At 52.5% G+C, this 24,159-nt stretch carries 18 protein-coding genes; 3 read left to right on the top strand and 15 right to left on the bottom strand.

All coding sequences use genetic code 11. The features are described 5' to 3' along the window. Positions 1-13: 13 nt before the first annotated feature. The gene (locus NYE74_RS18535; RefSeq protein ID WP_051985418.1) at positions 14-886 is read left to right on the top strand and encodes a YitT family protein; all 873 of its coding nucleotides are present in this window, start codon (positions 14-16) and stop codon (positions 884-886) included. Positions 887-1,005: 119 nt separating this feature from the next. Here NYE74_RS18535 and NYE74_RS18530 read toward each other — a convergent pair whose 3' ends face one another. Then, entirely contained in the window at positions 1,006-2,049 is a 1,044-nt protein-coding gene (locus tag NYE74_RS18530) for an ABC transporter substrate-binding protein (protein ID WP_124332011.1), read from the bottom strand. Positions 2,050-2,258: 209 nt separating this feature from the next. On the opposite strand from NYE74_RS18530, the gene NYE74_RS18525 reads away from it, so the two are divergent. Continuing rightward, positions 2,259-3,239, top strand: coding sequence for a FecCD family ABC transporter permease (locus NYE74_RS18525; RefSeq protein WP_036622679.1), 981 nt, complete (start codon positions 2,259-2,261; stop codon positions 3,237-3,239). After that, positions 3,239-4,288: a FecCD family ABC transporter permease gene (locus NYE74_RS18520; RefSeq protein ID WP_124332010.1), complete on the top strand. Its 1,050-nt coding sequence runs from the start codon at positions 3,239-3,241 to the stop codon at positions 4,286-4,288. Before NYE74_RS18525 ends, NYE74_RS18520 begins: the two co-directional genes overlap by 1 nt. A gap of 67 nt (positions 4,289-4,355) precedes the next feature. Here NYE74_RS18520 and NYE74_RS18515 read toward each other — a convergent pair whose 3' ends face one another. The 14 genes from NYE74_RS18515 to NYE74_RS18450 form a co-directional block, all read right to left on the bottom strand. Beyond that, positions 4,356-6,341 carry an RICIN domain-containing protein gene (locus tag NYE74_RS18515; RefSeq protein WP_445323406.1) on the bottom strand — a complete coding sequence of 662 codons (1,986 nt, stop codon included), beginning with the start codon at positions 6,339-6,341 and terminating at the stop codon, positions 4,356-4,358. A 66-nt stretch (positions 6,342-6,407) separates the two neighbouring features. Beyond that, the gene (locus tag NYE74_RS18510) at positions 6,408-7,328 is read right to left on the bottom strand and encodes an endo-1,4-beta-xylanase (protein ID WP_270619506.1); all 921 of its coding nucleotides are present in this window, start codon (positions 7,326-7,328) and stop codon (positions 6,408-6,410) included. 113 nt (positions 7,329-7,441) lie between these two features. Further along, a complete protein-coding gene (locus NYE74_RS18505) occupies positions 7,442-8,971 on the bottom strand; it encodes a glycoside hydrolase family 43 protein (RefSeq protein ID WP_227872742.1) in 1,530 nt (509 codons plus the stop codon). 663 nt (positions 8,972-9,634) lie between these two features. Then, entirely contained in the window at positions 9,635-11,899 is a 2,265-nt protein-coding gene (locus NYE74_RS18500) for a glycoside hydrolase family 95 protein (RefSeq protein WP_124332009.1), read from the bottom strand. A 42-nt stretch (positions 11,900-11,941) separates the two neighbouring features. Beyond that, a complete protein-coding gene (locus NYE74_RS18495) occupies positions 11,942-12,961 on the bottom strand; it encodes a zinc-binding alcohol dehydrogenase family protein (RefSeq protein WP_124332008.1) in 1,020 nt (339 codons plus the stop codon). A gap of 2 nt (positions 12,962-12,963) precedes the next feature. Beyond that, positions 12,964-13,923, bottom strand: a complete 960-nt coding sequence (locus tag NYE74_RS18490; RefSeq protein ID WP_036622671.1) for an aldo/keto reductase — start codon at positions 13,921-13,923, stop codon at positions 12,964-12,966. 18 nt (positions 13,924-13,941) lie between these two features. Beyond that, positions 13,942-14,781 carry an amidohydrolase family protein gene (locus NYE74_RS18485; RefSeq protein ID WP_036622668.1) on the bottom strand — a complete coding sequence of 280 codons (840 nt, stop codon included), beginning with the start codon at positions 14,779-14,781 and terminating at the stop codon, positions 13,942-13,944. A gap of 20 nt (positions 14,782-14,801) precedes the next feature. Continuing rightward, positions 14,802-16,916: a glycoside hydrolase family 36 protein gene (locus tag NYE74_RS18480; RefSeq protein ID WP_036622666.1), complete on the bottom strand. Its 2,115-nt coding sequence runs from the start codon at positions 16,914-16,916 to the stop codon at positions 14,802-14,804. A gap of 20 nt (positions 16,917-16,936) precedes the next feature. After that, the gene (locus NYE74_RS18475; protein ID WP_036622664.1) at positions 16,937-17,671 is read right to left on the bottom strand and encodes a response regulator transcription factor; all 735 of its coding nucleotides are present in this window, start codon (positions 17,669-17,671) and stop codon (positions 16,937-16,939) included. Next, positions 17,668-19,416 carry a sensor histidine kinase gene (locus tag NYE74_RS18470; RefSeq protein WP_036622662.1) on the bottom strand — a complete coding sequence of 583 codons (1,749 nt, stop codon included), beginning with the start codon at positions 19,414-19,416 and terminating at the stop codon, positions 17,668-17,670. Before NYE74_RS18470 ends, NYE74_RS18475 begins: the two co-directional genes overlap by 4 nt. Before the next feature lie 104 nt (positions 19,417-19,520). After that, positions 19,521-21,080 (bottom strand): extracellular solute-binding protein, encoded by a 1,560-nt coding sequence (locus tag NYE74_RS18465; protein WP_036622660.1) that lies wholly within the window; start codon positions 21,078-21,080, stop codon positions 19,521-19,523. A 64-nt stretch (positions 21,081-21,144) separates the two neighbouring features. Next, positions 21,145-22,032 carry a carbohydrate ABC transporter permease gene (locus NYE74_RS18460; RefSeq protein WP_036622658.1) on the bottom strand — a complete coding sequence of 296 codons (888 nt, stop codon included), beginning with the start codon at positions 22,030-22,032 and terminating at the stop codon, positions 21,145-21,147. Positions 22,033-22,050: 18 nt separating this feature from the next. After that, positions 22,051-23,034 (bottom strand): ABC transporter permease, encoded by a 984-nt coding sequence (locus tag NYE74_RS18455; protein WP_036622656.1) that lies wholly within the window; start codon positions 23,032-23,034, stop codon positions 22,051-22,053. A gap of 237 nt (positions 23,035-23,271) precedes the next feature. Beyond that, complete coding sequence (locus NYE74_RS18450) at positions 23,272-24,153, bottom strand: LysR family transcriptional regulator (RefSeq protein WP_124332005.1); 882 nt, start codon at positions 24,151-24,153, stop codon at positions 23,272-23,274. Positions 24,154-24,159 lie beyond the last annotated feature (6 nt).

The following is a 24,159-nucleotide window of genomic DNA, read 5'->3' as shown; positions in this document are numbered from 1 at the left end:
AGAAGGGTTAGACATGAACTTGAATCAATATGTTCCGATCATCCCCAAACCGGTCAAAGCCGCCTTAAAACCGGCTCAGGAAGTGGGAATCATCCTCGTTTCCGCGCTGCTCGTCGCCGCCGGGCTTAATTTGTTTCTGATCCCCCACAAGCTGCTGTCCGGCGGGCTGACAGGGGTTGCCTCCTTTATCGGTTATTTTACGGACTGGAATATATCGATTCTGTACTTTCTGCTGAATGTCCCTCTTATCGCCTGGGGCTGGAAAGCGGTCGGGCGGAGGTACATCATTTTAAGCTGTATTTCCGTCGCGAGCACGACGTGGTTTATGGCGATCATCCCGCAGATCCAGGTGACCAACGACCCGATTCTCGGCGCCGTGTGCGGCGGGATCATCTCGGCGGCGGGCATCGGCTTTTCGCTGCGCGTAGGCGGCTCGACCGGCGGCTTCGATATTCTCGGATCGATCGTTACCCGTAAACATGACGTGGCCATGGGCAACATTTTGTTCCTCTTGAACGGCATCGTGATCGTGGCGCTCGGATTTCTGCAGAGCTGGGACCTGGCCCTCTACTCCATGCTGTCGACCTTCGTCAAAGGCAAGGTCGTCGACATGATCCATGTCGGACATATCAAGGTGACCTGCTTTATCATCACCAAGCAAAAAGAGAAAATGCTTTGCCGCTTGCGCCAGCTGCATCACGGCATCACGTGCATCCACTCGGAGGGCGGGTACAGTGAAGAGAAAAATTATATGCTCATGACGGTAACGACGCGATACGAACTGGCCGCCGTCCGCAAAGCGGTGGCCGAAACCGACCCGCAGGCATTCATGAACGTGGTGCAGTCCACGGAAATCTTGGGGAGGTTCGCCCGGACGGCGAAATAACGCCGAAAACATTTTCCCTGATTTCCGCGACAGCTAGCGATTCCCCAGCGTGAAATCAAAAGAGGCCGGTTCCCATGGTTGGAAACGGCCTCTTGCTGTGCAGCCTTTAAATATTTAAGTTACTTTTCAAGCCCGTATATCTCGGACAGCTGGTCAAGCATCAGATTTGCCGCTTTGATGCCGCCGGCAGTATTCCAGATGGCGTCGTCCACTTTATAGGCTTTGCCGTTTTTCACCGCGTTCAGGTTTTTCCACAGCGGATCGTTCGTCCAGTCCAGTTCGGTCTGGTTGGCTTTGCCGTCGCCTATGTCATAAGTAAAGTAGAACAACCGGTCGGCGTCCGCTTCGGACAACCGTTCTTTCGTAATTTCATCGACGAACGTATCTTTGGCGTTTTTCGTCATTTCATTTCTTGCGATGCCAAGCTGCTCAAAAATAATTCCTGAGAACGTGTTCGTGTGATATACGCGGGTTTTGCCGTCCATGAACCGGACCACTGATACCGTTTCTTTCAGCTTATCGCCGGCTTTGGCTTTAAAGTCTTCGATCCGCGCTTCGAAGGCGGCCAGCAGTTCGTCGCCTTTGTCGGTCATTCCAAGCGCTTCGGCGTACAGCTTGAAGTTGTCCATCCAGTTGCCGCGCAGGTCTTCGGACATCACCGTAGGCGCGATCGCATTTAGTTGCTCGTAAACTTTCTCCTGGCGCATCTTGTTCCCGATGATCAAATCAGGCTGCAGTCCGGCGATCAATTCCAGATTCGGCTGGCTCTCCTCGCCAACTACTTCAACCCCGTCCATCTCGTCTTTAATATGCGCATACCATGGTTCCCCCGTCCAGGAGCGGACGGCGCCGACCGGTTTAACTCCCAGAGCAAGCAGCGCTTCCGTGCCTTCATTGGTCAAAACGACGACCCGCTTCGGCGTACCTTCTATTTTCGTCTCTCCCATCGCATGTTTAACGGTACGGACAGCGCCGGCGGCCGTATTACCGCTAGAGTTACCATTCTCCGCGGAAGGCGTCCCGTTTGACGCTTTGGTGGTATTATCGGAAGCTCCTTGGCTTTGATTGCTTCCGCATCCGCTCAGCGCCAGCATGAGCGCCAAAATGGCGAGCCCCCACCATACGGCGCGTTTTCGGATGATGTGATTACGAGTAAAGCTCATTAATGATCCCCCTTAAAAATATGTCTGCAAAGTACTTGTTATAGGTGATAATGATTATCATCTTCACCACGATGTTCAAAACTATAAAGCATGTCAGACCTCTTGTCAATCCATTAAGAATGATTCTCATAATCATTGACAGTCCGCACCGCATCTTCTAATATTTAATGGATATTATTTTCTTGAACTGGAAAGTGGGAATTTGCCTCATGAAAGGTTTCGGCTTATTGATTTCGCTATTTGCCCTGGCCGCAGCCCTCGTTTGCAGCATCAGCTTCGGCGTGACGGACATCCCTTTCGGTACCGTGTGGGAATCGTTTGTCCGCCCAAACGGCAGCAACGAGCATCTGCTCATTCAGACGGCCCGGGTACCGCGGGCCTTTATCGCCGCCGCTGTCGGCGCTTGCCTCGCGGTTGCGGGAGCGCTGATGCAGGTCGTCACCCGCAACCCGATCGCTTCGCCGAGCACGCTTGGCGTTAACTCCGGCGCGGCCTTCTTCATTATCCTGGCGACCGGGTGGCTGGGCATATCGGGCATGCAGCCCCTTACCTGGGTTGCTTTGACCGGAGCGGCCTTAAGCGGAATGGTCGTGTTTTTGCTCGGAAGCATCGGACGTGACGGCATGACGCCGCTCAAAATCACGCTTGCCGGCGCTTCGATGGCCGCTTTTTTCTACTCGCTCACGCAGGGACTGATGCTCTCCGACGGCAAAATGTTCGATCAGGTGCTCGTCTGGCTGGTCGGATCCGTTGCGGGACGGGGAATGGACCAACTCGTTGCCGTTCTTCCTTATATGGGGGCCGGGATGGTTATCGCTCTCCTTCTGTCCGGACAGCTGAATATCCTGGCAATGGGAGATACCGTAGCGCAAGGGCTCGGGCAACGCACGGGCCGAATTAAAACTTTGGCTACGGCGGCCGTGATTCTGCTCGCCGGAGGGTCGGTTGCGGTAGCCGGTCCGATCGCGTTTGTCGGGATCATTATCCCGCATATCGTCCGCTATTTCATAGGCGCGGATTACCGCTGGATCTTGCCTTACTGCGCCTTGTTCGGGGCCTTGCTCTTAGTGTCGGCCGACATCGGCTCAAGGTACATCGCCATGCCCAAGGAAGTTCCGGTCGGGGTCATGACCGCGCTGCTCGGAGTACCGTTTTTCGTATATATCGCAAGAAAAGGGGTGAAAAACTGATGGCCAAGCCCGGCAAACTTGAAGTCTCGGCCGCCAAATCGACCATACTGGCGAAGAAAAAAAGAACGGTTTGGATCTGCCTGTTGTTGTCCGTAGTATGTTTGGCGGTTATGGTCATCAGCGTTGCCGTCAGCAGCAAATACATCCCTCCCCTTACCGTCATCAAATCCTTATTTGGCATGGCCGACCCGGGAAATCAGGTCATCGTGCAAAAAATCCGGCTGCCGCGGATCATCATCGCCGTGCTGGTCGGCGCGTCTTTGGCGGTGGCCGGGGCTATTCTGCAGGGCGTCATCCGCAACCCGCTCGCCTCGCCCGATGTGGCCGGAATCACCGAGGGTGCTTCGCTGGGCGCGGTCTTGTTCATTTTCTTGTTTCAAGGCAGCATTTCGATTCACTGGATGCCGCTTGCCGCGATCGGCGGTGCATTTCTCGTCACGGCGTTACTGTATGTGCTGGCCTGGAAAAAGGGCGTGTCTCCCTTGAGGATCATCCTGATCGGGATCGGCGTGTCCGCCGCCATTAAATCGCTGTCGTTCATGCTGATCATCTCCGGTCCTTTGCAATTGGCCAGCCAATCGCTCACATTCATGACCGGCAGTATCTATGGCGTGTCGTGGGAAAATGACGTGCTGACACTGTTGCCTTGGACGGCTGTATTGCTGGCCCTGACCTGGCTGCAAGCCCGCCAGGTCAACATCCAGGCCCTCGGCGATGATATCGCCACGAGCGTCGGCGCCCGCGTGCAGCTGCAGCGTCTGCTGCTGATCGCCCTAAGCGTTTCGCTCGCCGGTTCCGCCGTGGCCATCGGCGGCGCAATCGCCTTTATCGGTCTGATGGCGCCGCATATGGCCCGCAAACTGGCGGGGCCGTCCTTTTCCGGCGTGCTCCCGATCAGCGCGCTGCTGGGCGCTTTGATCCTGCTCATTGCCGATCTGATCGCCCGCACCGCTTTTTTGCCCCGGGACGTCCCCGCCGGCGTTTTAACGGCCGCGATCGGGGCCCCGTTTTTTATGATTTTGCTGTACCGGAACCGCAATCGGTTATAAAAAACATGTAAAAAGCAAAGAAATGGCGGTGCAAGGGAGTTATCCCTGCACCGCCATTTCTTATTCGTTACCTGACCAACATGAATCTCCAGTTATGGTCTGCGGTGCCGTTATCGTCCCATTGCACGATTTTTGCGCCTGCTTCCCTGGACATGCCGTCCACGCCGAGCACCATGCCGCTGTGGCGGTTGACCAATTTGTAGCTGCCATCGCCCAGCGGCGCGAGCTGCCATTCATGATCGGCCGTGCCATTGTCGTCCCACTGTACGGCGGAAGCTCCTCTGGCCGTGGACATGTTTTCTATACCCAGCACTTTGCCGCTGTGGATATTCGTCAGCTTGTAATAACCGCTGTCCAAGCGCTCAAACCGCCATTCATGATCCGCCGTACCGTTGTCATCCCATTGGACCGCCTGCCCGCCGTTGGCCGTGGACATATTGGTAATGCCGACCACCATGTTGCTGTGTACGTTCTGAAGCTTATATACGCGGCCGTTTTCAACCGGCGTCTCCCCACCGGAAGAAGTCGCAAACTGCCAATAATCGAAGTTAAATAAACGCTGGCCGCTTGCTCCTTTAAACATAAAGTAGATATTATGAACGCCCGTCACTCGATTAACATTCGTTTCTTGCAATCTCCATACCTGGTTCCCCCCTGTAGGAGTGACATTAAGCGTGCCGATCACCTGGCCCGTTGGGCTGTCGAGGCGAATTTCGATTTGCCCTCCTACCGTGGACGCAACATTGGCCTTAAACGAGGCTGCGCCGGTTGATCCGAAATCGGCGTTCCCCACTGCAACCCAGTCCCCGTTGTGGATATCGGTTACATTCATATTTACGCTTGGCACCATGCCGCCCGGCGCTTGGGAAACCTCGGTCAGAATGCCGCCGTTCCACCCGATAGTTTCCGCCTCGGTTCTTTGATACGGATTCAGATGCTTAATTTGCGAAACGCCCCGCATCGTGCCCTGAACCGGTACGATTTCATTCCCGCTATACGTCAGTTCATTGATATGAGGAGAACGGTATCCCAAACCGTCACCTAAAAGGGCTTTGCTGACGGTTTGGGCATGGTAGGTAATATACCACTTATTATTAAAGTTAAAAATGGTGTGGTGGTTATTGCCCCCGACGCCGAAGAACACAGCCGGATTCCTCAAGATGGATTTCACGTAAGTAAACGGCCCCATGGGGTTGTTGCTCACCATATAGGCGATTTCACCGGGAGGCGGGCTGCCCGCCGGATGATTTCCGCCAAAGTTGGAGCAATAGGAATAATAGTATTTTCCGTTATACTTGTGGATCCCTGAATCCTCGAAAAAGAAGGGGGCGTCAATCAATTGCGCACTGCCTTCGATATGAATCATATCGCTGCTTAATTTGATGACGCGGGCCGTCTTGGGACTTGCCCATTGATTTTGAGTTGGATTATCACCGCCAGGAATTCCCCCGCCAAAATATAAGTAGCCGGAGCCGTTATCATCTACCAGCACAGCCGGATCAAATAACCAAACAACGCCGCTGACTCCCGGGGTACTCCAGGAAACCAGCGCTTTTCCCAGCGGATCCGTCCACGGTCCGATCGGACTATCCGCCGTGAGTACGCCGATCCCTCCAGCGCTATTGGCAAAATAAAGGAAAAACTTATCCTGGCCATTTATTTTTTTGTGCGCTGCGGCCGGTGCCCAAGAACCCGACGCCCATTTGGCGATGCCGCCTGACCCAGCCACCGGAATAGCCCCGTGATCCGTCCAATTCACCATATCGTCGGATGAGATCAGATGCACTTTATTTAAATTGCTGAACGAGTTGGCCTTGATCTTTCCGTTACTGTCATATTCATAAGCATCGCTTGACATATAAATATAGACTCTACCGTTATAGACCAGCGCGGATGGATCGGCCCCAAGCTTGTGATCCATTAATGGGTTGGAGTTGCCCGGAGTTTTAGCGATGGCCGCTGTTTCCGCCTGTGCAACCTGTCCGTTCAACACTCCCGCCCACAGTATGACAAAGGCCAATAATAAAGCTTTCATTCGACTGCTATTTTTCATTTCATTCCCCTCTTTGCATGAGTTATCTAATAAACGTTGAATCTCCAGTTATGATCCGCCGTACCGTTATCGTCTTCCGGCAAGATAACCCTTCAACCATTTCATGGCCGGACGTTCGGCGCCCGAGCTGGTGATAAGATGAGATCCGTCCTCCCATGTTTGTCCTTGAATATACCCCCAGAGCGTGATGCCTTTCACGTTCGGGTGTTCCCACAGCACCGGAAACTTTTGCTGGTATCTTTGCAATTGAGTTCCGTCGTCGCCCGTAATATCCAACTCCGAGACGTAGATTGGCAGCCCGGTAGCAGACAGCGTGCCGAGGACGCTGTTCATCGTGCTTACGGAAACGGTATTCATATTGAAATAGTGACATTGAATGCCGATGCCGTCGATCAAACCTCTGGCCTTCAGCAAGTTTATGATCTGAACGTATTGCCGCGCCGCATTCGGATCGCTGATTATGCCGTATTCGTTAATCAATAGTTTGGAATTCGGGAACGCCTTTCTCGCTTGCTCGAACGACCAGATGACCCAATCCCATCCCGTAGAGCCGTCGCCGCCGATCGCATTCCGGTAAGAAGGCTTGGCGTGCAGCGGTTCGTTCACAACGTCGACGAATTCCGCGTTGCGGTATTTTTGACCGGCCGCTTGAATCCATTCGGTAACTTCCGCCTTTTGATTCGCAGCCGGCAGCCCGGAAATCCACACCGGCTCTTGGTTTCCCCATACGAGCGTATGGAATTTGAACGGTAAGCCATTGGCCTTGGCGTAGTTGTAGGCCATATCCGCTTGCGACCAGTTCATGGAACCGCGTACGCCTTCGACGGAACCCCATTTTGTGGAGTTCTCAGGTGTGACTTGGTTCCAATAAGCAGTGAAATTGGAGGGAACATAGCCAGCGATAATGTTGCCTAAAAATTTGGAGCCTGACACAAGCCCGGCATTCGCGATTTGCGGCGAGGAAAACACCAGCAAAGATACCACCATGACCAAAGCGGTCAATACATGCACAAATTTTGACTTTAACAAATACATAAAATCGCCTCCCAATAATGAATTTTGGAAATCGAGCCGCTTTGCACGGGGGATTCTCCGGATGATCACTCCGTTCCCGTCATCCGGTTTTCGATTCGGAAATAATCGACATCCACGTATCCGCCGGCCGATTGAGTCGCATAATTAAAGATGGCAAACCGATAACCCATGAAATGCGGAATGGTGTAGCTCATCTGCAGCCTGTTGCCGATCGCCGTCCACCGGTTGCCGTCCAAACTGTAATAAAAATAGGCTTTATCGGTTTTGTTTTTGAAGTCCATTTCCACTTTTAAATATACATTGTTCTGTGTAAGCGGCACGCTGGCCACTTCCACCGGGGTTGCCGAACTGCCGTTAACCATCACGACCGATTTGGAATTGCCGGACATTTTGACGCCAACAAGCCCGTAGTTCTTTTGAAGCGCCGCAAGCCCCGCATAATCGCCGTTTTTCATGCGGCTTACGTCTATTGCGATCCGTCCGGAGCTTTCCGGACCAACGGTTCTTTGCGTCAGCGAGTTACGGGCATCCAAAATACTTGTGCTGGTTCTTCCGGTCGTCAGTCTCAGATATCCTGAACGCGCCGTAAGCGACCAAAGATTGTTGTCGGGATTGTGATTCCACTGCCATACCAGCGAAAGCCGGGACTGATTGAATTCATCGGAGGCCACAAACCATTCATTCGAATTCACGCCGGCGACCGGCTTTTGCATCTGCGTAGGGACTTGGCCGTTTACGCCGAATACCGGCCAGTTGTTTTGCCAGGTGACAGGGACAATGAAGGGAATGCGTCCTACGGAGCCATGATCCTGAAATAACAGGCCATACCATTTTCCGTCCGGCGTATCCACGATTCCGCCTTGAGCTATACCGGCATAGTCCAAAGCGACCCGCCCTTCATAAGGACCTGTAATACGATCGGCTCTAAACACCAATTGGGTGCGGCCGGCTCCCTGCGGCCAGGTGATCAGGAAGACGTAATACTTGCCGTTGATTTTTTGAATATGCGCCCCCTCGGCCGGAAGGCCTACGTTAGGACCCGCTGCCAAACTGGCGTTGGGGATAATGACCTGATTTAACCCGCCCGGTTTGACGGCGGCGGCATCCGAGGTGAGTTCGGTAAGGCGAATATCTCCGCTCCCATGAACGAGGTACACTCTCCCATCATCGTCAAACAGCAAAGACATATCATGGTAAAAACCGATCGTGGAGCTTGTCCACGGACCGTTTTCGATATCTTGCGTCCGGTAGATGAAGGTCTTCCCCGCTATGCTGGATGAAAAAACTGCATAATAGGTGCCGTTATGATATCGAAGACTGCTGGCCCACGAGCCCTTGCCATACTCATTTTGGCCATTCCGTAAAGCTTGCGCGTCCAAATCCCCCAGTGTATCGTAAACATAGTTCACAATTTCCCAATTGACGAGATCATAGGATTTCATGATCGGCACACCCGGGTTCATGTGCATTGTTGTGCTCGTCATATAGTAAGCGTTTCCAATTCTGATTGCATCGGGATCGGGCACATCCGCCCATATAATCGGATTCTCAAAAATATTTTGATCCTGTGCAGTATTCTTTTGTATTACTTTCACCTCTCCTTTCGTTTAACCTCTGAATGGAATCAACCGGAGATCAAATCTTCAATAAGCTTTTACGGCCGATCAACCTCCTTAAAAATCATATAATAGAAATATATTACATTTTTACAATTTCACTATAAATGGATTGGCGATAAAATTTAATAGAATTTTTATTGAGTTTATTGAACTTTCTTTTGAAATATTAAATTACATAAACGGGCTTTTGCCGGAAATGCAAAAAAAAGCCCATCTTCCTTTCCGGTTGGAAGCATGGGCCGGGCTTTATTAAAAAGAGGCGACGAAAATTTCTCTACTTTAAAAACGGAACGTTACCTAGGCATGAAGAGGCCCGATGGGATCAACTGCAAAAGTGCATTTCATTCTCCGCAAATCTCCATTTTAGAGCGGTTGAAATGCAAAAACGGCTTTTTGTATCTGAACCACCTGTTTCGAGGAATTTCGACGAAAACCGCCTGCACTTTTGCATTTGTTGGATTTCCCCCGCTTCCTTATATCGCAACGTGCCGGGAGTGGCATATAGTGCCTTCCATGTAAAGGTTTCAGCACATTCAAGGTCCTGAATAGCGGCTTCAAGCTCCGCATCATTCCATCGCTGTCATCCCCATGCTCCCCTGCTTATAGGTTTTCGTGCTGGTCGCACCGAAAGTTGAGTTTTTAATGATCACGCCTCGTCTTTTTACTAAACGTATAAGAGCGTCCGGCCTCTCCCGCAAACGTAACGGAGTCAAGACCAGGAGCTTCCAAGCGGCAAGGTCCGGAAACCGCGCAAGTCACGACCGCTTCCGTTATCATGCCCTCCATCCAGGAGAAGTCGACGGTAAAGCCGCCCCGGGCACGCAGCCCTTTGACGCTCCCCTCGCTCCAGTTGTCTGGCAAAGCGGGCAGCAGCCGGATCACCCCGGCGTGGCTTTGCAGCAGCATTTCGGCAATGCCTGCCGTTCCGCCGAAATTGCCGTCGATTTGAAACGGAGGATGGTTGTCGAAAAGGTTAGGCAGCGTGGAATGGTCCAGCAGCGCCCTCACGTTCTCGTAAGCTTTGCCCCCATCCTGCAGACGGGCCCAGAAATTGATGATCCACGCCCGGCTCCAGCCGGTGTGGCCGCCGCCGCTCGCCAGCCTGCGTTCCAGCGTTGTCCGGGCGGCTTGGGCCAATTCCGGCGTGCCTTCCAGGCTGAAAGCTTCGCCCGGGTATAATGCAAATAAATGAGAGATGTGGCGATGTCCCGGCTCCATCTCCTCGTAATCCTCCATCCATTCCTGTATCTGCCCGTATTTGCCAATCTGCGGTTTGGGGAGCCGCTTCAGGGCGGCGGCCAGCTCCCCGCGGAAGACCTCGTCCCGTCCGATGATTTCCGCACTGCGGATGCAGGCGCCGAACAGCGCATCGATAATCTGATAATCCATCGAGGCCCCGGCGCAGAGCACCCCTGTCTCACCATTCGGCAGCCTGTAGCTGTTCTCCGGGGAGACGGACGGACAAGTAATCAGGCGCCCTTCATCGTCTTCGATCAAATAATCGAGCAGGAACAATGCCGCCTCCTTCATCGTCTCATACGCCCGCGCAAGGAAGAAACGGTCCTGGGTAAACCGGTAATGCTCCCACAGGTGCAGGCATAACCAAGCGGCGCCCATCGGCCAGTAGGAAGCCGGAAGATACTTGTCCTGCGGTGCCGTGTCCGCCCAGATATCCGTATTGTGATGCGCCGTAAATCCCCGGCAGCCGTACATGACCCTGGCCGTTACCCGGCCGTGCTCCCGCATTCGCTCGATCAAATCGAACAAAGGCTCGTGGCACTCGGTCAAATTGCAGTTTTCCGCCGGCCAGTAATTCATTTGCGCATTGATATTAATCGTGAATTTACTGTCCCATGGCGGTAAAAAGCTGTTGTTCCATATTCCCTGAAGGTTCGCGGGCAAGGAACCCGGGCGGCTGGAGGAAATGAGCAGGTATCGGCCAAATTGGAAATAGATCGCGATCAGCCCGTGATCCTCAGCGCCCTGCCGAAACAGCTCCAGCCTATCATCGGTCGGCAGCGCGTCTTTGCCCGGACTCTCCGGCAGCTTCAGGCCAACCCGCCCGTACAGCTCGCGGTAATCCGCGATATGCCGGGCCAGAAGATCGGTGTAGGGAACCCTGCTGGACTCATCCAACCGCCGCTTGCCGTAAAGCTCCGGGTCCGGGTGGCGAAAGGTCGTGCCGGCAGCCAGCAGCAGCGTGACCGCATCCGCTCCGTTCACCAGCAGGTGGTCGCCAAGGGTCCGGCAGTCGCCGCCTTCCGGGACCGCCTTCATTACGGCGCAAAAAGCGCCGCCGCCTTTGCCCCCGCACTCTCCGCGCATAACCAGCCCGGATAACCCCCATTTCTCCGACTTCTCCAGGTATCTCCAATTCTGCCGGTTAAACCGGGCCTTGAAAGATATCGCCTTCTCCTTGTCGGCGGAAACCCGGATGACGATCGCCTGATCCGGATAACTGGCAAACAGCTCGCGGGTGTACCGCACCTCGCCGATCCGATAGCTGATCCGGGATACGCCATTCTCCAGATCAAGCTCCCGCATGTAGTCTTGGGCAGGCTGTTCGTGATCAGCGAAATACAGCAGCAGATCGCCGAGCGGCAAATAATGGCGCTGCGCCTCGGGCAGGCCCGTCATCGTCATCGAAGCCAGTTCCTCCGCCTCCCGCAGCCGTCCCTCCATAATCAGCTTGCGTATTTGGGGCAAATGGGGCAGCGCGTCTTCATTGTTGCGATCGCGCGGGCCGCCGTACCAAACCGAATCCTCGTTGAGCTGAAGCTTCTCCTCAGCCGTGCCCCCGAAGATCATCGCGCCAAGCCGCCCGTTGCCGATCGGAAGCGCTTCGTTCCATTCGGCCGCAGGTTTCCTGTACCATAAGCGGTGCTTCTGTTCCAAACTGGTCATACTGCTCCTCCAATCCGCCAAAATAGCATATATGTTCAGCGATCAGTCCAGTTCCACCAAAGCCTTGATCACTTTCGATTCAGGCTTGAGCCAGCTGTCGAACTGCCCGATCATGTCTTCGAATCCGCAGCGGTGGGTAATGTAACGGCCGATATCCATGCATCCCGCCGATACGGCCGCAAGCACCTGCTCAAAATCCTCCCGCGTAGCATTTCTGCTGCCCTGAAGCGTCATTTCGCGGGCATGAAAATCAGGATCGCTAAAGGTGATCGTGCTTTTCACCAATCCGACGAAGGTCAAAGAGCCGCCATGGCCGACAAGTTCGAAAGCGTTTTCCATCGACGGGACGTTGCCGGTAGCATCGATGACGAATGCCGGGAAGCTGCCGTCCGTTAGCGCGGCCAGCCGCTCCTGCGGCTCCCGGAGCGCGTTCACCGTATGCTCGGCCTTGGCCCAGACCTTGCAAAATTCCAGACGCTCGTCGTTCACATCCATCGCGATCACCTTTGCTCCGGCATATCCGGCCATCGCCATCACGCCAAGCCCGATCGGTCCGGCGCCGATGATGAGCGCCTGATCCCCGGCGCCCAGCCCCGAGCGGCGGACGGCGTGCGCGCCGATCGCCAGCGGCTCCAGCATCGCCGCCTGATCCAACGTCATTCCTTCCGTCTTGATAAGACTCGATATTGGCACGGAGATTCGCTCCCGCATTCCGCCGTCCGTATGGACGCCCAGCACCTTCATATGTTGACAGCAATTCGTTTTCCCGCTCAGGCAGGCCCGGCAATGGCCGCAATGCATGTACGGGACAACGCTGACCTGGTCGCCGGCCCGCAGCCCTTCCCGGTTGTCGCCGATTTGCTCGATCGTCCCGGCCAGTTCGTGGCCGAGCACACGCGGGTAGGTAAAATAAGGCTGATTGCCCCGGTACGCGTGCAGGTCGGTTCCGCAAATGCCAATCCTCCGAATCCTTACGATCGCCTCGCCCTCATGCATTTGCGGCTCCGGCAGATCCTCCCGAAACACGAACCGCCCAACTTCCTCGCAGATGATGCCCTTCATGATCATCGCCCTCCGCTCCGCCGGACCGGCTCTCCGCCCCATTCCGGCCGTCCGCTCGGCCACGTTGCGCCATCGACCGGCTTCAGGATCTCCAATACTTCCCGCAGCAATGCTTCGTCCATCGGTTCTTCCGTCCACAAAATGTTGTTGCGGATATTTTCCGGGGTTGCCGTGCTGACCAGCGTCGTCGGAATGCGTTCATCCGCCGTGGAGAACTGGACCGCCAGCTTCGCGATGTCCGCTCCTTTACTCCGGCAATGTTCGGCGGCCCGCCGGCAAGCGGCCCTGATGTCCTCGCCCGCAGGATGCCAATCCGGCACGTCCCGGTTGCTCAGCAAACCCATGGACAGCGGCGATGCGTTGATCAGGCCGGTTCCCAGCCGTTCCAAGAGCGGGAGGAGACCAAGCAGCGTAGTATCGTTCAGAGAATAATGGCAGTACGATAAGATGACATCCAGAGCGGTACGGGACAAAACCGCTTCGAAGATATTCAAGGGCAAGCCGGATACGCCGAAAAAACGGATTTTCCCGGATTTTTTCAACTGTTCAAGCGCGGGGACTCCTTCCTCCACCACCTGCTCCAGCGAACCAAACTCGATGTCGTGCAGCAGTAAAATATCGAGATAATCCGTCCCTAGGCGCCGCATGCTTTCTTCCGCGCTGTGAATCACCCGCTCCCGCGAGAAATCAAATTCATCCTGCCCGTAACGCCCCGCTTTCGTGGACAAAACATACCGGTCCCGCGGAATCGCCCGCAGCGCTTCGCCCAGCACGGTTTCCGCCTTCGTCAGGCCGTAATAAGGCGAAACGTCAATCAGATTGATGCCCATGTCGATGGCGGTATGGACCGTACGTATCCCCTCATCCCGCTGAACGTCCCGGAACACGCCTCCCAGCGAAGACGCCCCAAAGCTTAACGCCGACACGTTCAGCCCGGTGTTCCCCAACTTTCTGTATTTCATCGCGTCGTTCCCCCAATCTCAATGTTTATTCAACTTGTAAAATTTCGCGGCGTTGGCGCCGAAAACAGCTTCGATCGCTTCCGCGGGCAGCCGGTCTTGCAACGCTTGCCGCAATATGTCTACGACTTCATCATAAGTTGCCGCCAGAAGACACACGGGCCAATCGCTGCCGAACATCACCCTCTCGGGGCCAAACAAATCAAGCGTTGCATGGACGTATGCCGTGAAATTTTCCTTTTTCCAACCCTGACGGCCGGCTTCCGTCACCATCCCCGAAAGCTTGCAGCAGATGTTCGGATATTGGGCGATTTCCGCCATATGGCTTCTCCACGGCTCCAACAACCCCGAAGCGATCGGCGGCTTTGCCAAATGGTCGACGACGCCCCGAAGCCTGGGGATTCGCTCCAGCAATTGGACAAGCTGCGGCAGTTGATTCGCCAGGACAAGCAAATCAACCGGCACGTCCTGTTCCGCAAAATATGAAAACGCTTCAAAATAAGCGGGCGATAAAACGGTGTTTGGGTCCTCCATCTCCTGGATCATCACGCGAAGCCCGATAAATTTCGGATGCTTGCAAAACCGCTCATACTGTTTCTTATAAGTAGGGTCCTCAAGATCCAGCCACCCGACCACACCGGCGATGAAATCGGCCGTTTCGCTTAATTCAAGAATAAATTCGGTTTCCTCAATCGTTGGCGCCGCCTGCACCAGAATCGTTTTGCCGATGCCGTGCTTTGGCAAATGCGGTTCAAGATCGGAAGGCAAATAATCGCGGAAAAGCACCGGAATTTCCGGCGTAATCCAGCCGTAATCGTTTCTGTCGATCTTCCAAAAATGCTGGTGAGCGTCAATACGCATCAAACCACCTCCATTCCACCTTATTGTGCGCCAGACTGCTTCATGCGAAGAAGTATGCACAAGGCCGAAAACGGTTTTGCCAAACGGCAGGAAATGTGACCGTCTTCTACTTTCACATCCGTATTGTTGTCCGGGAACATTTGCGTATTTTCGTAATGCCCCCATGCAGGAAGAGGCAGCTTTACACTTTCCGCAACATCACCTCCAAAGGTATGTACAACTGCCATCATCTGTGATCGGTCTTTGGATGTGCGCGTGATTCCTTGCCATCCCTTGGGATGACGATAGCTGTGCACCAAGGTGCCGTATCGATTTGTTGTACCTTCCTTAATGATCGGAGAAACCAGCTTATAGAAAGCAATGGCCTCGTCCACAATTTTCCACTGTTCTTCATTCAAATCATGGATATCGCCGGACAAACACATCCGGCCTAACATCGTGCCGGCCAGCGAGTACACCAAACGCTGCAAACTGTCATTTTTTCTAAGAACGGCCCAGATCTGGCTTTGCCTCGGCAAAATCACTCTATGCAAATTCGCGGCAACGATCGGGATTTCCTCGCATTCATGAGCGTCCGAAAATGATGACATACTTGTAAGTCCAACCATGGAAGGCTCCAAGCGGTGACCGCCGGATGCGCAATTTTCAATCACAATATCGGGTACTTCTTGTTTGATCAACCTGAAAAAATCCTGAACCGCTTGCATCTGCCGGCGTAATCCTTCACCGAGCGATTCCGCGCCGTCGCAGCCGATGCCCAGATTATCGTTATAATCAACTTTTAAATAGCCGAATCCATGATTTTTCAAAAAGGAGATCACTTTCTCTTTCAAATAGCTGACGACAAAGGGATCGCGGAAGTCCCAAAACCGCCGGTCACCGCTCGTGATCGGCAAGCCGTCCCGTTTTAAGAGATGATCAACCCAATGAAACGCCGCGGATTCCACGCCGCAAGCTTCCATTTCGAACCAAATGCCGGGAATCATCCCGCATTTTCTAATATGTTCGAGCGTTTGTTCCAGCCCATCGGGGAAATCAATCGGGTTCACATCCCAATCGCCCATACTGTTAAACCAGTGCGTCCCTTCCCGCTTATACCATCCGCAATCAATGACAAGATAACGTATTCCCCTGCCTTTGAGCCGTTCGGCAATCGCGTAAAGATTCGCAGCCGATGGAGACCCCCATGTTGTACAAAACTCGTTAAAGACGATCGGCAGATCTTCTTCCAGCGCCGGCCCGCGCAATAGAGGCCGGTCCTGCATCCCGGTTAACCGCTCCGCCGCACGGTCAACATCCCCCACTACTGCGGTGAGATAGGCGCTGGGAGTCTGAAATGCCTCTCCAGGGCCAATCGTCTTGGTCCAATGGCCAAATTCCCTGTCCGCCAGTCCGCCTGACAGATACAGGGCGTCATCCCGTCTGCCGATCTCGATCTGCCAGGAGGCGGGGTGGGCGATTTGAACCCCCCAAGTCACGCCAACGCGGGTGTCCTCCAAATATGCCGCCGGGAAAAATCCCCGCACCGGCATGGATCCTACCTGTCCGAAGCGCAGACATCGTGTACCCGAAGGCGCCCAGGCCGGTTCAAGGTTTAAATCTTCGATATTACTGGAATATAAGCGCCCTTCCGCGGACCATGAACTAAGGATTCGATGGAAAACTAACGATTCGGGAGCATCATTCTCGGCAAACGGGGTAAACCCTGTCAATGAGAAGGATGATATCATTTCCGCCGTAACGGGCAGTTCGCTTTCATTCTTGATGATTGTAAAAGACTCCAGTGCTCGATACCCCGAATACCAGGTTAAATGATGCTCGACCCGGCACGAACTCTGGCTGCGCCATGCGGACACCACCGTTACACTAGTATCGCGCTCCAATTTACGCTGTTCTTCAAATAACAGCGCATCCATGGTTCCGCTGTTGCGCATGGAATGGCCGTGCGCGAATCCGCCGGGATAAGCATCCCCGATGAATTTGAGTTGCACTAAAGGATCCGCCTTGTATTTCTTCTCACAGACATGGGATACCATGGATTCCGGCAGCAGGACCAAGCCCGCTTGCCCGGTTTGGCCGTCTTTAACATAACGGGCTATCATATCGCCGAATCTATAGTCCTTATTAATCTCCATTTCATCCCGACCTTCTTTTTTTAGGATTCGTCTCTGTCCTTTGCCGTTTCGTCTCTTTCACGGTAGGCGCCTGGCGTGATCCCCGTATACTTCTTGAACACTTTGGCGAAATAATGTTTACTCTCAAACCCGACCCGCCGCCCGATCTCGCTCACGGAAAGATGCCGGTGCGTCCCTAGCAATTTCTGCGCTTCCTTGATCCGGAATGCGTTTAAATAATTCACAAACGTGTCTCCCGTCACTTTCTTGAACAAGCTGCTGATGTAATTCGGATGAAGATTCATCAGTTCGGCAAGATGATCCAGCGAAAGGTCGTTCATATAATGCTGTTCTGTATAGGCCAGAATACGTTTCGTGTGCCGTTCACACTCCGAATCGGCTTCGGAAGGAAGCTCTTGATCGATATGTGTCAGCAGCCCGGCAATCTCATTTTTGTCAAGCGGTTTCAGCAAATAATCCACCACGCCCCAGCGCAGCGCTCTCCTCACGTATTCGAAATCGTCATAGCCCGTCAGGATAATAAATCGGTCGCACAATCCGCTCTCCTTGGCCTCCTCCATCAGCTCGAATCCGTTTTTCTCCGGCATATGGAGATCCGTCACCGTAACATCCGGCATATAACCTTTCATGACTTCAAGCGCTTCAAAAGCGTTGCCTGCCTCGCGCACCTCGGTACCGAGCGGAGCCGCATCCTTGATGACCTTGACCAATCCCCCAAGAATAAGCGGCTCATCATCCACAATCAATAATCTCATCGTTGACCCGCCGCCCCTTTCGATATGATGATGGTGAGACATGTTCCCCGGCCTTGCTCACTATCAAGCGCCAAGTGCGAAGCGCCGCCGAAAAACGATTTGACTCGCTCGTTGACGTTAATCAGACCTACGCCTCCCTCCATCTCCTGGACGGAATGTACATCGCCTCCCCCCGTTAGCCGTGAACGGAGCCTGGGCAGTTTGTCTTCCGGAATGCCTATTCCGCTGTCCGAAACGCAGATCCGGATTTCGCCGGCGGTTTCCGACGCCTGAAGCTTGATATGGACGGGTCGAAGCGTCGCGGACGCCCCATGGATGATGCAGTTCTCGATCAAAGGCTGGAGCATGAACCGGGGGCAGGCGATCTGCTCCGCGTCGACGGCGATGTCAATCTCGTAACTCAGCCTGTTCTGAAGCCGCATTTTGTGAATATTGAGATAGAAGACAACCGTCTCGATTTCCCTGGCAAGCACCGTCTGATCCTCCTTCGAAGACAGGCTGTAACGCATCAGCTTCCCGAACCAATAGGAAATGTCGGCTACCTCTTTATCGTTGTTGGATTCCGCCAGCATTCGGATGGTCTCAAGCGTGTTGTATAGAAAATGCGGTTTGATTTGGGCTTGCAGCACTTTATAGGCCGCTTCTTTGTTTCGCAGCTCGGCCCGGTGGACGTTGTTGATCAGCTCATCCATACGCTGGATCATCGAATTGTAGGTCATGGTCAGAAACCCGATCTCATCCTGGCGGTTCGGCTTGTCGTGCTTGCTGATGTACTGTTTCATATTGTCATCGCTCAAGTTGCGCATATGTCTGGCCAGGCGCAGGATACGTTTCGTAATGGTAGACGCGAGTGCATAATACGCAAGCGACAGTGCCGCCAGAAGAAGGACGATGGTGGAAATCAGAATAATCTCCTTGCGTTTGACCGCGTGAAACACTTCGTCTACCTTTCCGGTGACGACGACCCGGACGCCAAGCTCCTCGATGTAAAGCTGATTTACGATCGTTTTCCGGTTGATGAAATAGGCTTTCGTATCGTTCGTGCCGAGCAGCTTCCACGTTTCGTCGTCAATCCCGGCAGCTGCGCCTTCCGCCGCCGGCAGACCTCCTTGCTTCGGTAACAGGAACGCTTTCCAGTTGCCTTCTCCGCCTGTCGCGTTGTAAAATTTCCGGATCAGACCACCGCTGATGCGGAGCTCAAGAAGCCCGATGATCTCCGTAAAATCCGGGTTGTAAATGTTCTGATAAAAAACGAGCCGCGGTTCCCGGGCTTCCGGATCGGGCACAACCCACACTCCTTGACCAGGCTTCAGCGAACTGGCGATCTCCTTGCCCTGAGGATCCAGAGACGATATATCGAGAAACCGGTCGGTGATTTGAAGCGCGCGCTCCTTTGTGGTATATATCCTGAACCTCTCAATTTCCGGATTGGCATACAGCGACTGTGTAATAATCGGACTGATATACCGGTTGTAGGCGTAAATGCTGTCCGATTCGGATTCATAAATTCCGCCTAAATAATCCGTCACATACGGGTTATATTGCAGCAAGCGATGGATGGAGTCGACTCGGGTCAGATCCGCCTTCATGTTTGCCTTGGCCTGTTCCAATATTTTTTGCCGGCTCTCCACGAATTGTTGGGTCAGGTTGCCGTAGATTTGTACATAATAGTAATAGCCGAACGTGACGACCGGAATAAAAATCAAGATGACATATCCTAAAATGATTTTGCGTACGATGCTCACGGTAACGATTCCCCCCGCTGCCGATTTATTTCTTCTAACCGTACCATGAGCCCAGCAAAACCCGGTAGAGATTTGACCTCCCTACCGGTTGCGGCGACCTTCGCTTACTCGAACAAATCCTTCTTCTTCCGATAAGTCTCGTTTGCCCAATCGACAAGCTCTTGCAAGCCCATATTCTCGGCCGTCTTCACCATATTCTCGTATTTCGCAACGGCTTCCTCTTCGGAACTCGCCAGGTAAATTTTAACTTTCTCATTTTTGATCATCTCGTCGATCTTGGTTTTGATCGTCTTTTCTTTAGAATCCGGCTGGGTCTGAATCAGGCCGAGCGCCGGCTTATAGGCCGTAATGGCCTTTGTCTCCAGCAAGGCCTGTGTCTTCTGCGTGCCCGGAACATAGGACAGCATCCCTTCCGTGACTCCGTCGTTGTACAGATACCACCATTTAATTCCATTGCCGTTCATGAAATCGGCATCGGTCGGATTGTATTTCAGATCCGGATAACCCGCATCGTTCCATGTCCAATGCTCGCCCTCGACGCCAAACATGGTCAGTTTTTTGCCTTCGTCGCTCGCCAGGTATTGAATGAACTTGATTGACGCCTCCGGATCCTTGTTTTTCTTGGTGATGAAAGTACCGGCAAATCCGAGACCCGTGCTCACAACCTTCGCGTCTTTCGACAAGGCGCTGGGCAGCATTTTAAACGTAAATGAACCTCCGTTGCTCTTGATTTTGATGTTATCCGAGTCCGCCGCGGTAACGGTATAAACGTGAGCAAACGCTTTGCCGCTTGTTACGTACTGGTCGTCAATCTGGTCGTTTGCGAAGGCGAAATTTTCCGCCAGAATGTATCCATTGCGATATAAGCTATTCATAAATTTGAAGAAGTCCAACATCTTCGGCTGTCTGATGGCATAATCCACTTTTCCATCTCGTTCATACCAGCCATCCAGGAGGGCTTCGGTGCCGAACTGCTGCAGAAAATACTGCTCAATCCACTCTTTGTCCATCATCAGCGGCACCATATCGGGATACTTCTCCTTGACCATGCCCAGCACCTTCGTGAAATCGTCGAGCGATTGAATCGGCGGATTGCCGAGCTCCTTCAGGATATCTTCCCGCACGGCTATGCCGGGATTGCCGTCGCTGCCGATCGAATATTTATTTTGAGCCATTTCCTCCTGTGTGGCGAAGGAATTCCGTACCGTGTAGAAATTGCCGTCGTCCATTGTATGGATCGCAATTCTCGTCTGATCGATTTTGAAATCCGGCGCATATTTCCCGATCAACTCATTCCAGGGATAGGACAGCTTCGAATCCGACATCCGATTAATGTTGGCATACGTGAAGACGAGGTCCGGCAGATCTCCGGAAGCGATCATCAGCGGCAGCTGCTTATCGTCCGTTGCGACGGTAACGTTGAGCTTGACTCCCGTTTTCTCCGTAATTTTCTCTGCGATCGGTCCTTTCCATTCTTTAACCGGATACCATGGCGCATCGATGAACAGCGACAACTCCTTCACGCCGCCGGATTTCTCCGGCGAATCGCCGCCTTGCTTCGCGCCTTCGCCGTTGCCGTTGTTGCCGCAGGCGGACAGCAGCGTAAACGCAAGCACTGCCGCCAGTGTCGCTGCAAGCAGCTTGTAGCTTTGGAATGTTTTCAAAACAAACCCCTCCAATGGATATATTGTCATTTTAATGTAAGCGCTTAAAAATAGGAACAACTACTTATCCTTTCACAGAGCCTAACATGATTCCATGCACAAAGTATTTTTGCAGAAACGGATAAACGCAGATGATCGGCACAATGGAGACCACCATCGACGTTACCTGCAGCGAGAAGCTCGTAACCCCTGCCGAGGCCGAAGCGCTGTTTGCAACGGCAATGGCATCCATTGGCGAGTTGCTCTTGTTGATCACTTCCATCATGCGGTAAGTAAGCGTTCTCAGGTTCTCCGATTGTACGAAATAAGCGGAATCCAGCCATGAATTCCATTGGCCGACGCCCATGAACAAGGCCATGGTGGCGAGAACCGGCGTCGAAACCGGCAGGATGATCCGGAAAAAAATCACGAGTTCGCCAGCGCCGTCCATGTGCGCCGATTCCTTCATCTCGCCGGGGATTTCCCGGAAGAACGAGATGGCGATCAGCAGAAAAAACGTGTTAAGCATGGACGGGACAATGTAAACGGCAAATGAATTAAGCAGTCCGATCGAACGCAGCACTACGTAATAGGGAATCAAGCCGCCGGAGAAGTACATCGCGAAAATGATGATCGTAAAATACGTCTTGCTGAACAACAAATCACGGTGGGAAAGAGCGTAAGCGACCAGGCTCGTCAGCAGAAGTCCCAACGCCGTGCCCGATATCGTCCGGGCAACCGTAACCAAGAAGGCGCGATACCATTTCGGATCGTCCAGAAAAACTTTGTAATTCTCCAGCGTAACGCTTCGGGGCCACAAATAAACGCCTCCCAGGAGTGTATCGGAACCTTTGTTAAATGAGGCGATCAGCACATAATAGAACGGGTACAGCATGGTGAGCATGATGATAAACAAAACGATGTAAATCACGCTGTCAAAAAGAAAATCCTTCTGTTTTTGACTTTTGAGCACCACCAACCCTCCTTTTTTCTAGAATAAGCTTGACCCTGACACTCGCTTGGCGATGAAGTTGCTGGAGAAAATCAACACCACCGAGATGACGGACTGAATTAGATCGATCGCCGCCGCATAGGAAAAACGGCCGTCGCTCAGACCGACTTTGAACGCGTAGGTTTGTACGATCTCCGATGTCGGATTGTTGATGCTGTTGCCGAACAGGTAGGCCTGCTCGAAGTTCGAACCGACCAGTCCGCCGCCGAGAATGCTGCCGATCGTCAGGACCAGCACAACGACGATGGTCCCCTTCATCCCCGGGAGCGTGATATAACGGATGCGCGCCAGCCTGCCGGCGCCGTCAATCTCGGCGGCTTCGTAAAGCGAGGGATTGATTCCCGTAATGGCCGCCAGGAAGATAATCGTCCACCAGCCCATTTCCTTCCAAATCGCGCTTCCGACGGCAAGCCCCCAGAAGTAATTGGGACTCGTCAAAATATTGAGCGGTTTGTCGATGAATCCGGCTTCGATCAGGGCTCTGTTGACCATGCCGACGTCCGCGGACAGAAAAGCGTAGGAAACGCCGACAACAACAACCCAGGAAATAAAATGCGGCAAATAGCTGATTGTCTGAACGAACCGCTTGAACGCCATGTTCTTCACTTCGTTCAGCATGATCGCGAGCAAGATCGGCGCGGGAAAAGCGAAGATGACCTTCAGAAAGCTCAAGACCAGCGTGTTGCGGACAATCGTAGCAAACTGATAATCGTGGATGAATTCATCGAAATACCTCAGACCCACCCACTCGCTGGTAAAGATCCCCTTAATGCCGTTTGAAATGCTGTAGTCTTTAAAAGCCATCAAAATACCGAACATCGGCGTGTACGAAAAAATCAGCAGAAAGATCATGCCGAGTCCGACAAATACATGCAGTACTTTTTGCTTTTTAAACCGCTTCCACAATTGGGTTCGCCGGCCAACCCCAGCCGCGGGGCTCATAAGCTGTGTATCCAGTTCCATATGCGCTCCTCCTCAAAGTTTTGTGCGCATTGCTTCCTGAGTAAGCTTCGTGCAAAACTCACTTCGGAACCATGGGCTTTACATCTAGTGTATCCTCCTGGACTTTATCGCCGTAAGCCAACATTTTTAAGAAAGCGTTGTCATTTTTTAAGAGCCAGTCTCGCCAGCCGGATCAAAAAGCTATAAAAAACCTGAAGCCAAAGCAAAGATTTCTCATTGCCTGGTTCAGGTTTCGGTTTAAGTGAACAACTCTTTTATAGTTGAAATCCAGCGTTTTACTTCTAAGCGCTGTTCGCTTCTAAGGCACGCAATACCGTAAACCACTTCTTCAGTATAGCTTAAGGGAACAAAGGCGATCTCATTGTCCTCTCCAATCACAAAGTCCGGCAGAACCGAAACGCCAAGATCGCTTTTTATCATGGTATGTACTGTATTTATGGTATCTCCATAGGTATAAATGGAATCGGGACAATTCTCAATAATTTTCCTGTTCATCCTTTTTAGTGTTGGAGGGGATTGGTGTTCGTCAAATAAAATGATCGCTTGATGATTTAATTGTTCGATGTCCAACACACTTTCATTCGCAATAGGATGATTTTTGGGCAGTACACAAACATAGGCCCCTTTAAGTACTGGATAAAAACAAAAATCAATGTCCTTTCCCAAATTATCTTCCGAAGTAAATATGATATCAAACTTTTGGTTTAACAAGTCTTCTTTCTCTCTGGTCAAATTAGACTTCTTCAACTGAATCTGAATCTGCGGGTATCTTTCCTTAAACCGCCTAATAATGTCCGGCAAAACTTGCTTCTCAAAAACAGTCTCCGTGTATCCGATAACCAAAGTGCTTTCATATTTTTCCGAGAGCAGTTTTGCTTTCTTAATGGATTGGTCTAATCTAAATAGCAGTCCTTCCATATCTTCGTAAAAGCTATTGCCGGCTAAAGTCAAATTAACGGTCCTTTTGTTGCGGACAAATAAAATGATTCCCAGCTCATTTTCTAAACTTTTTATATTGTGGCTTACAGCAGGTTGTGTCAAATTTAATTTCTCAGCCGTTGTTGAAAAATTCAGGGTCTCGGCAAGAGAAACAAAGCACTTTAGTTGCTGAATATTCATCTGAAA

It is taken from the genome of Paenibacillus sp. FSL P4-0127 (genome assembly GCF_038007325.1).
GTDB lineage: Bacteria > Bacillota > Bacilli > Paenibacillales > Paenibacillaceae > Fontibacillus > Fontibacillus macerans.
Note: the sequence above shows the minus strand (reverse complement) of the source record. Positions and strands in the feature narration are given on the sequence as shown.

Coding starts and splice junctions, on each gene's coding strand:
- NYE74_RS18535 (WP_051985418.1), top strand. CDS start 14: ATGAACTTGAATCAATATGTTCCGATCATCCCCAAACCGGTCAAAGCC.
- NYE74_RS18525 (WP_036622679.1), top strand. CDS start 2,259: ATGAAAGGTTTCGGCTTATTGATTTCGCTATTTGCCCTGGCCGCAGCC.
- NYE74_RS18515 (WP_445323406.1), bottom strand. CDS start 6,341: ATGAAAAATAGCAGTCGAATGAAAGCTTTATTATTGGCCTTTGTCATA.
- NYE74_RS18485 (WP_036622668.1), bottom strand. CDS start 14,781: ATGCGTATTGACGCTCACCAGCATTTTTGGAAGATCGACAGAAACGAT.
- NYE74_RS18455 (WP_036622656.1), bottom strand. CDS start 23,034: ATGGAACTGGATACACAGCTTATGAGCCCCGCGGCTGGGGTTGGCCGG.
- NYE74_RS18500 (WP_124332009.1), bottom strand. CDS start 11,899: ATGACCAGTTTGGAACAGAAGCACCGCTTATGGTACAGGAAACCTGCG.
- NYE74_RS18475 (WP_036622664.1), bottom strand. CDS start 17,671: ATGAGATTATTGATTGTGGATGATGAGCCGCTTATTCTTGGGGGATTG.
- NYE74_RS18490 (WP_036622671.1), bottom strand. CDS start 13,923: ATGAAATACAGAAAGTTGGGGAACACCGGGCTGAACGTGTCGGCGTTA.
- NYE74_RS18530 (WP_124332011.1), bottom strand. CDS start 2,049: ATGAGCTTTACTCGTAATCACATCATCCGAAAACGCGCCGTATGGTGG.
- NYE74_RS18510 (WP_270619506.1), bottom strand. CDS start 7,328: ATGGTGGTATCTTTGCTGGTGTTTTCCTCGCCGCAAATCGCGAATGCC.
- NYE74_RS18450 (WP_124332005.1), bottom strand. CDS start 24,153: ATGAATATTCAGCAACTAAAGTGCTTTGTTTCTCTTGCCGAGACCCTG.
- NYE74_RS18480 (WP_036622666.1), bottom strand. CDS start 16,916: ATGGAGATTAATAAGGACTATAGATTCGGCGATATGATAGCCCGTTAT.
- NYE74_RS18520 (WP_124332010.1), top strand. CDS start 3,239: ATGGCCAAGCCCGGCAAACTTGAAGTCTCGGCCGCCAAATCGACCATA.
- NYE74_RS18495 (WP_124332008.1), bottom strand. CDS start 12,961: ATGAAGGGCATCATCTGCGAGGAAGTTGGGCGGTTCGTGTTTCGGGAG.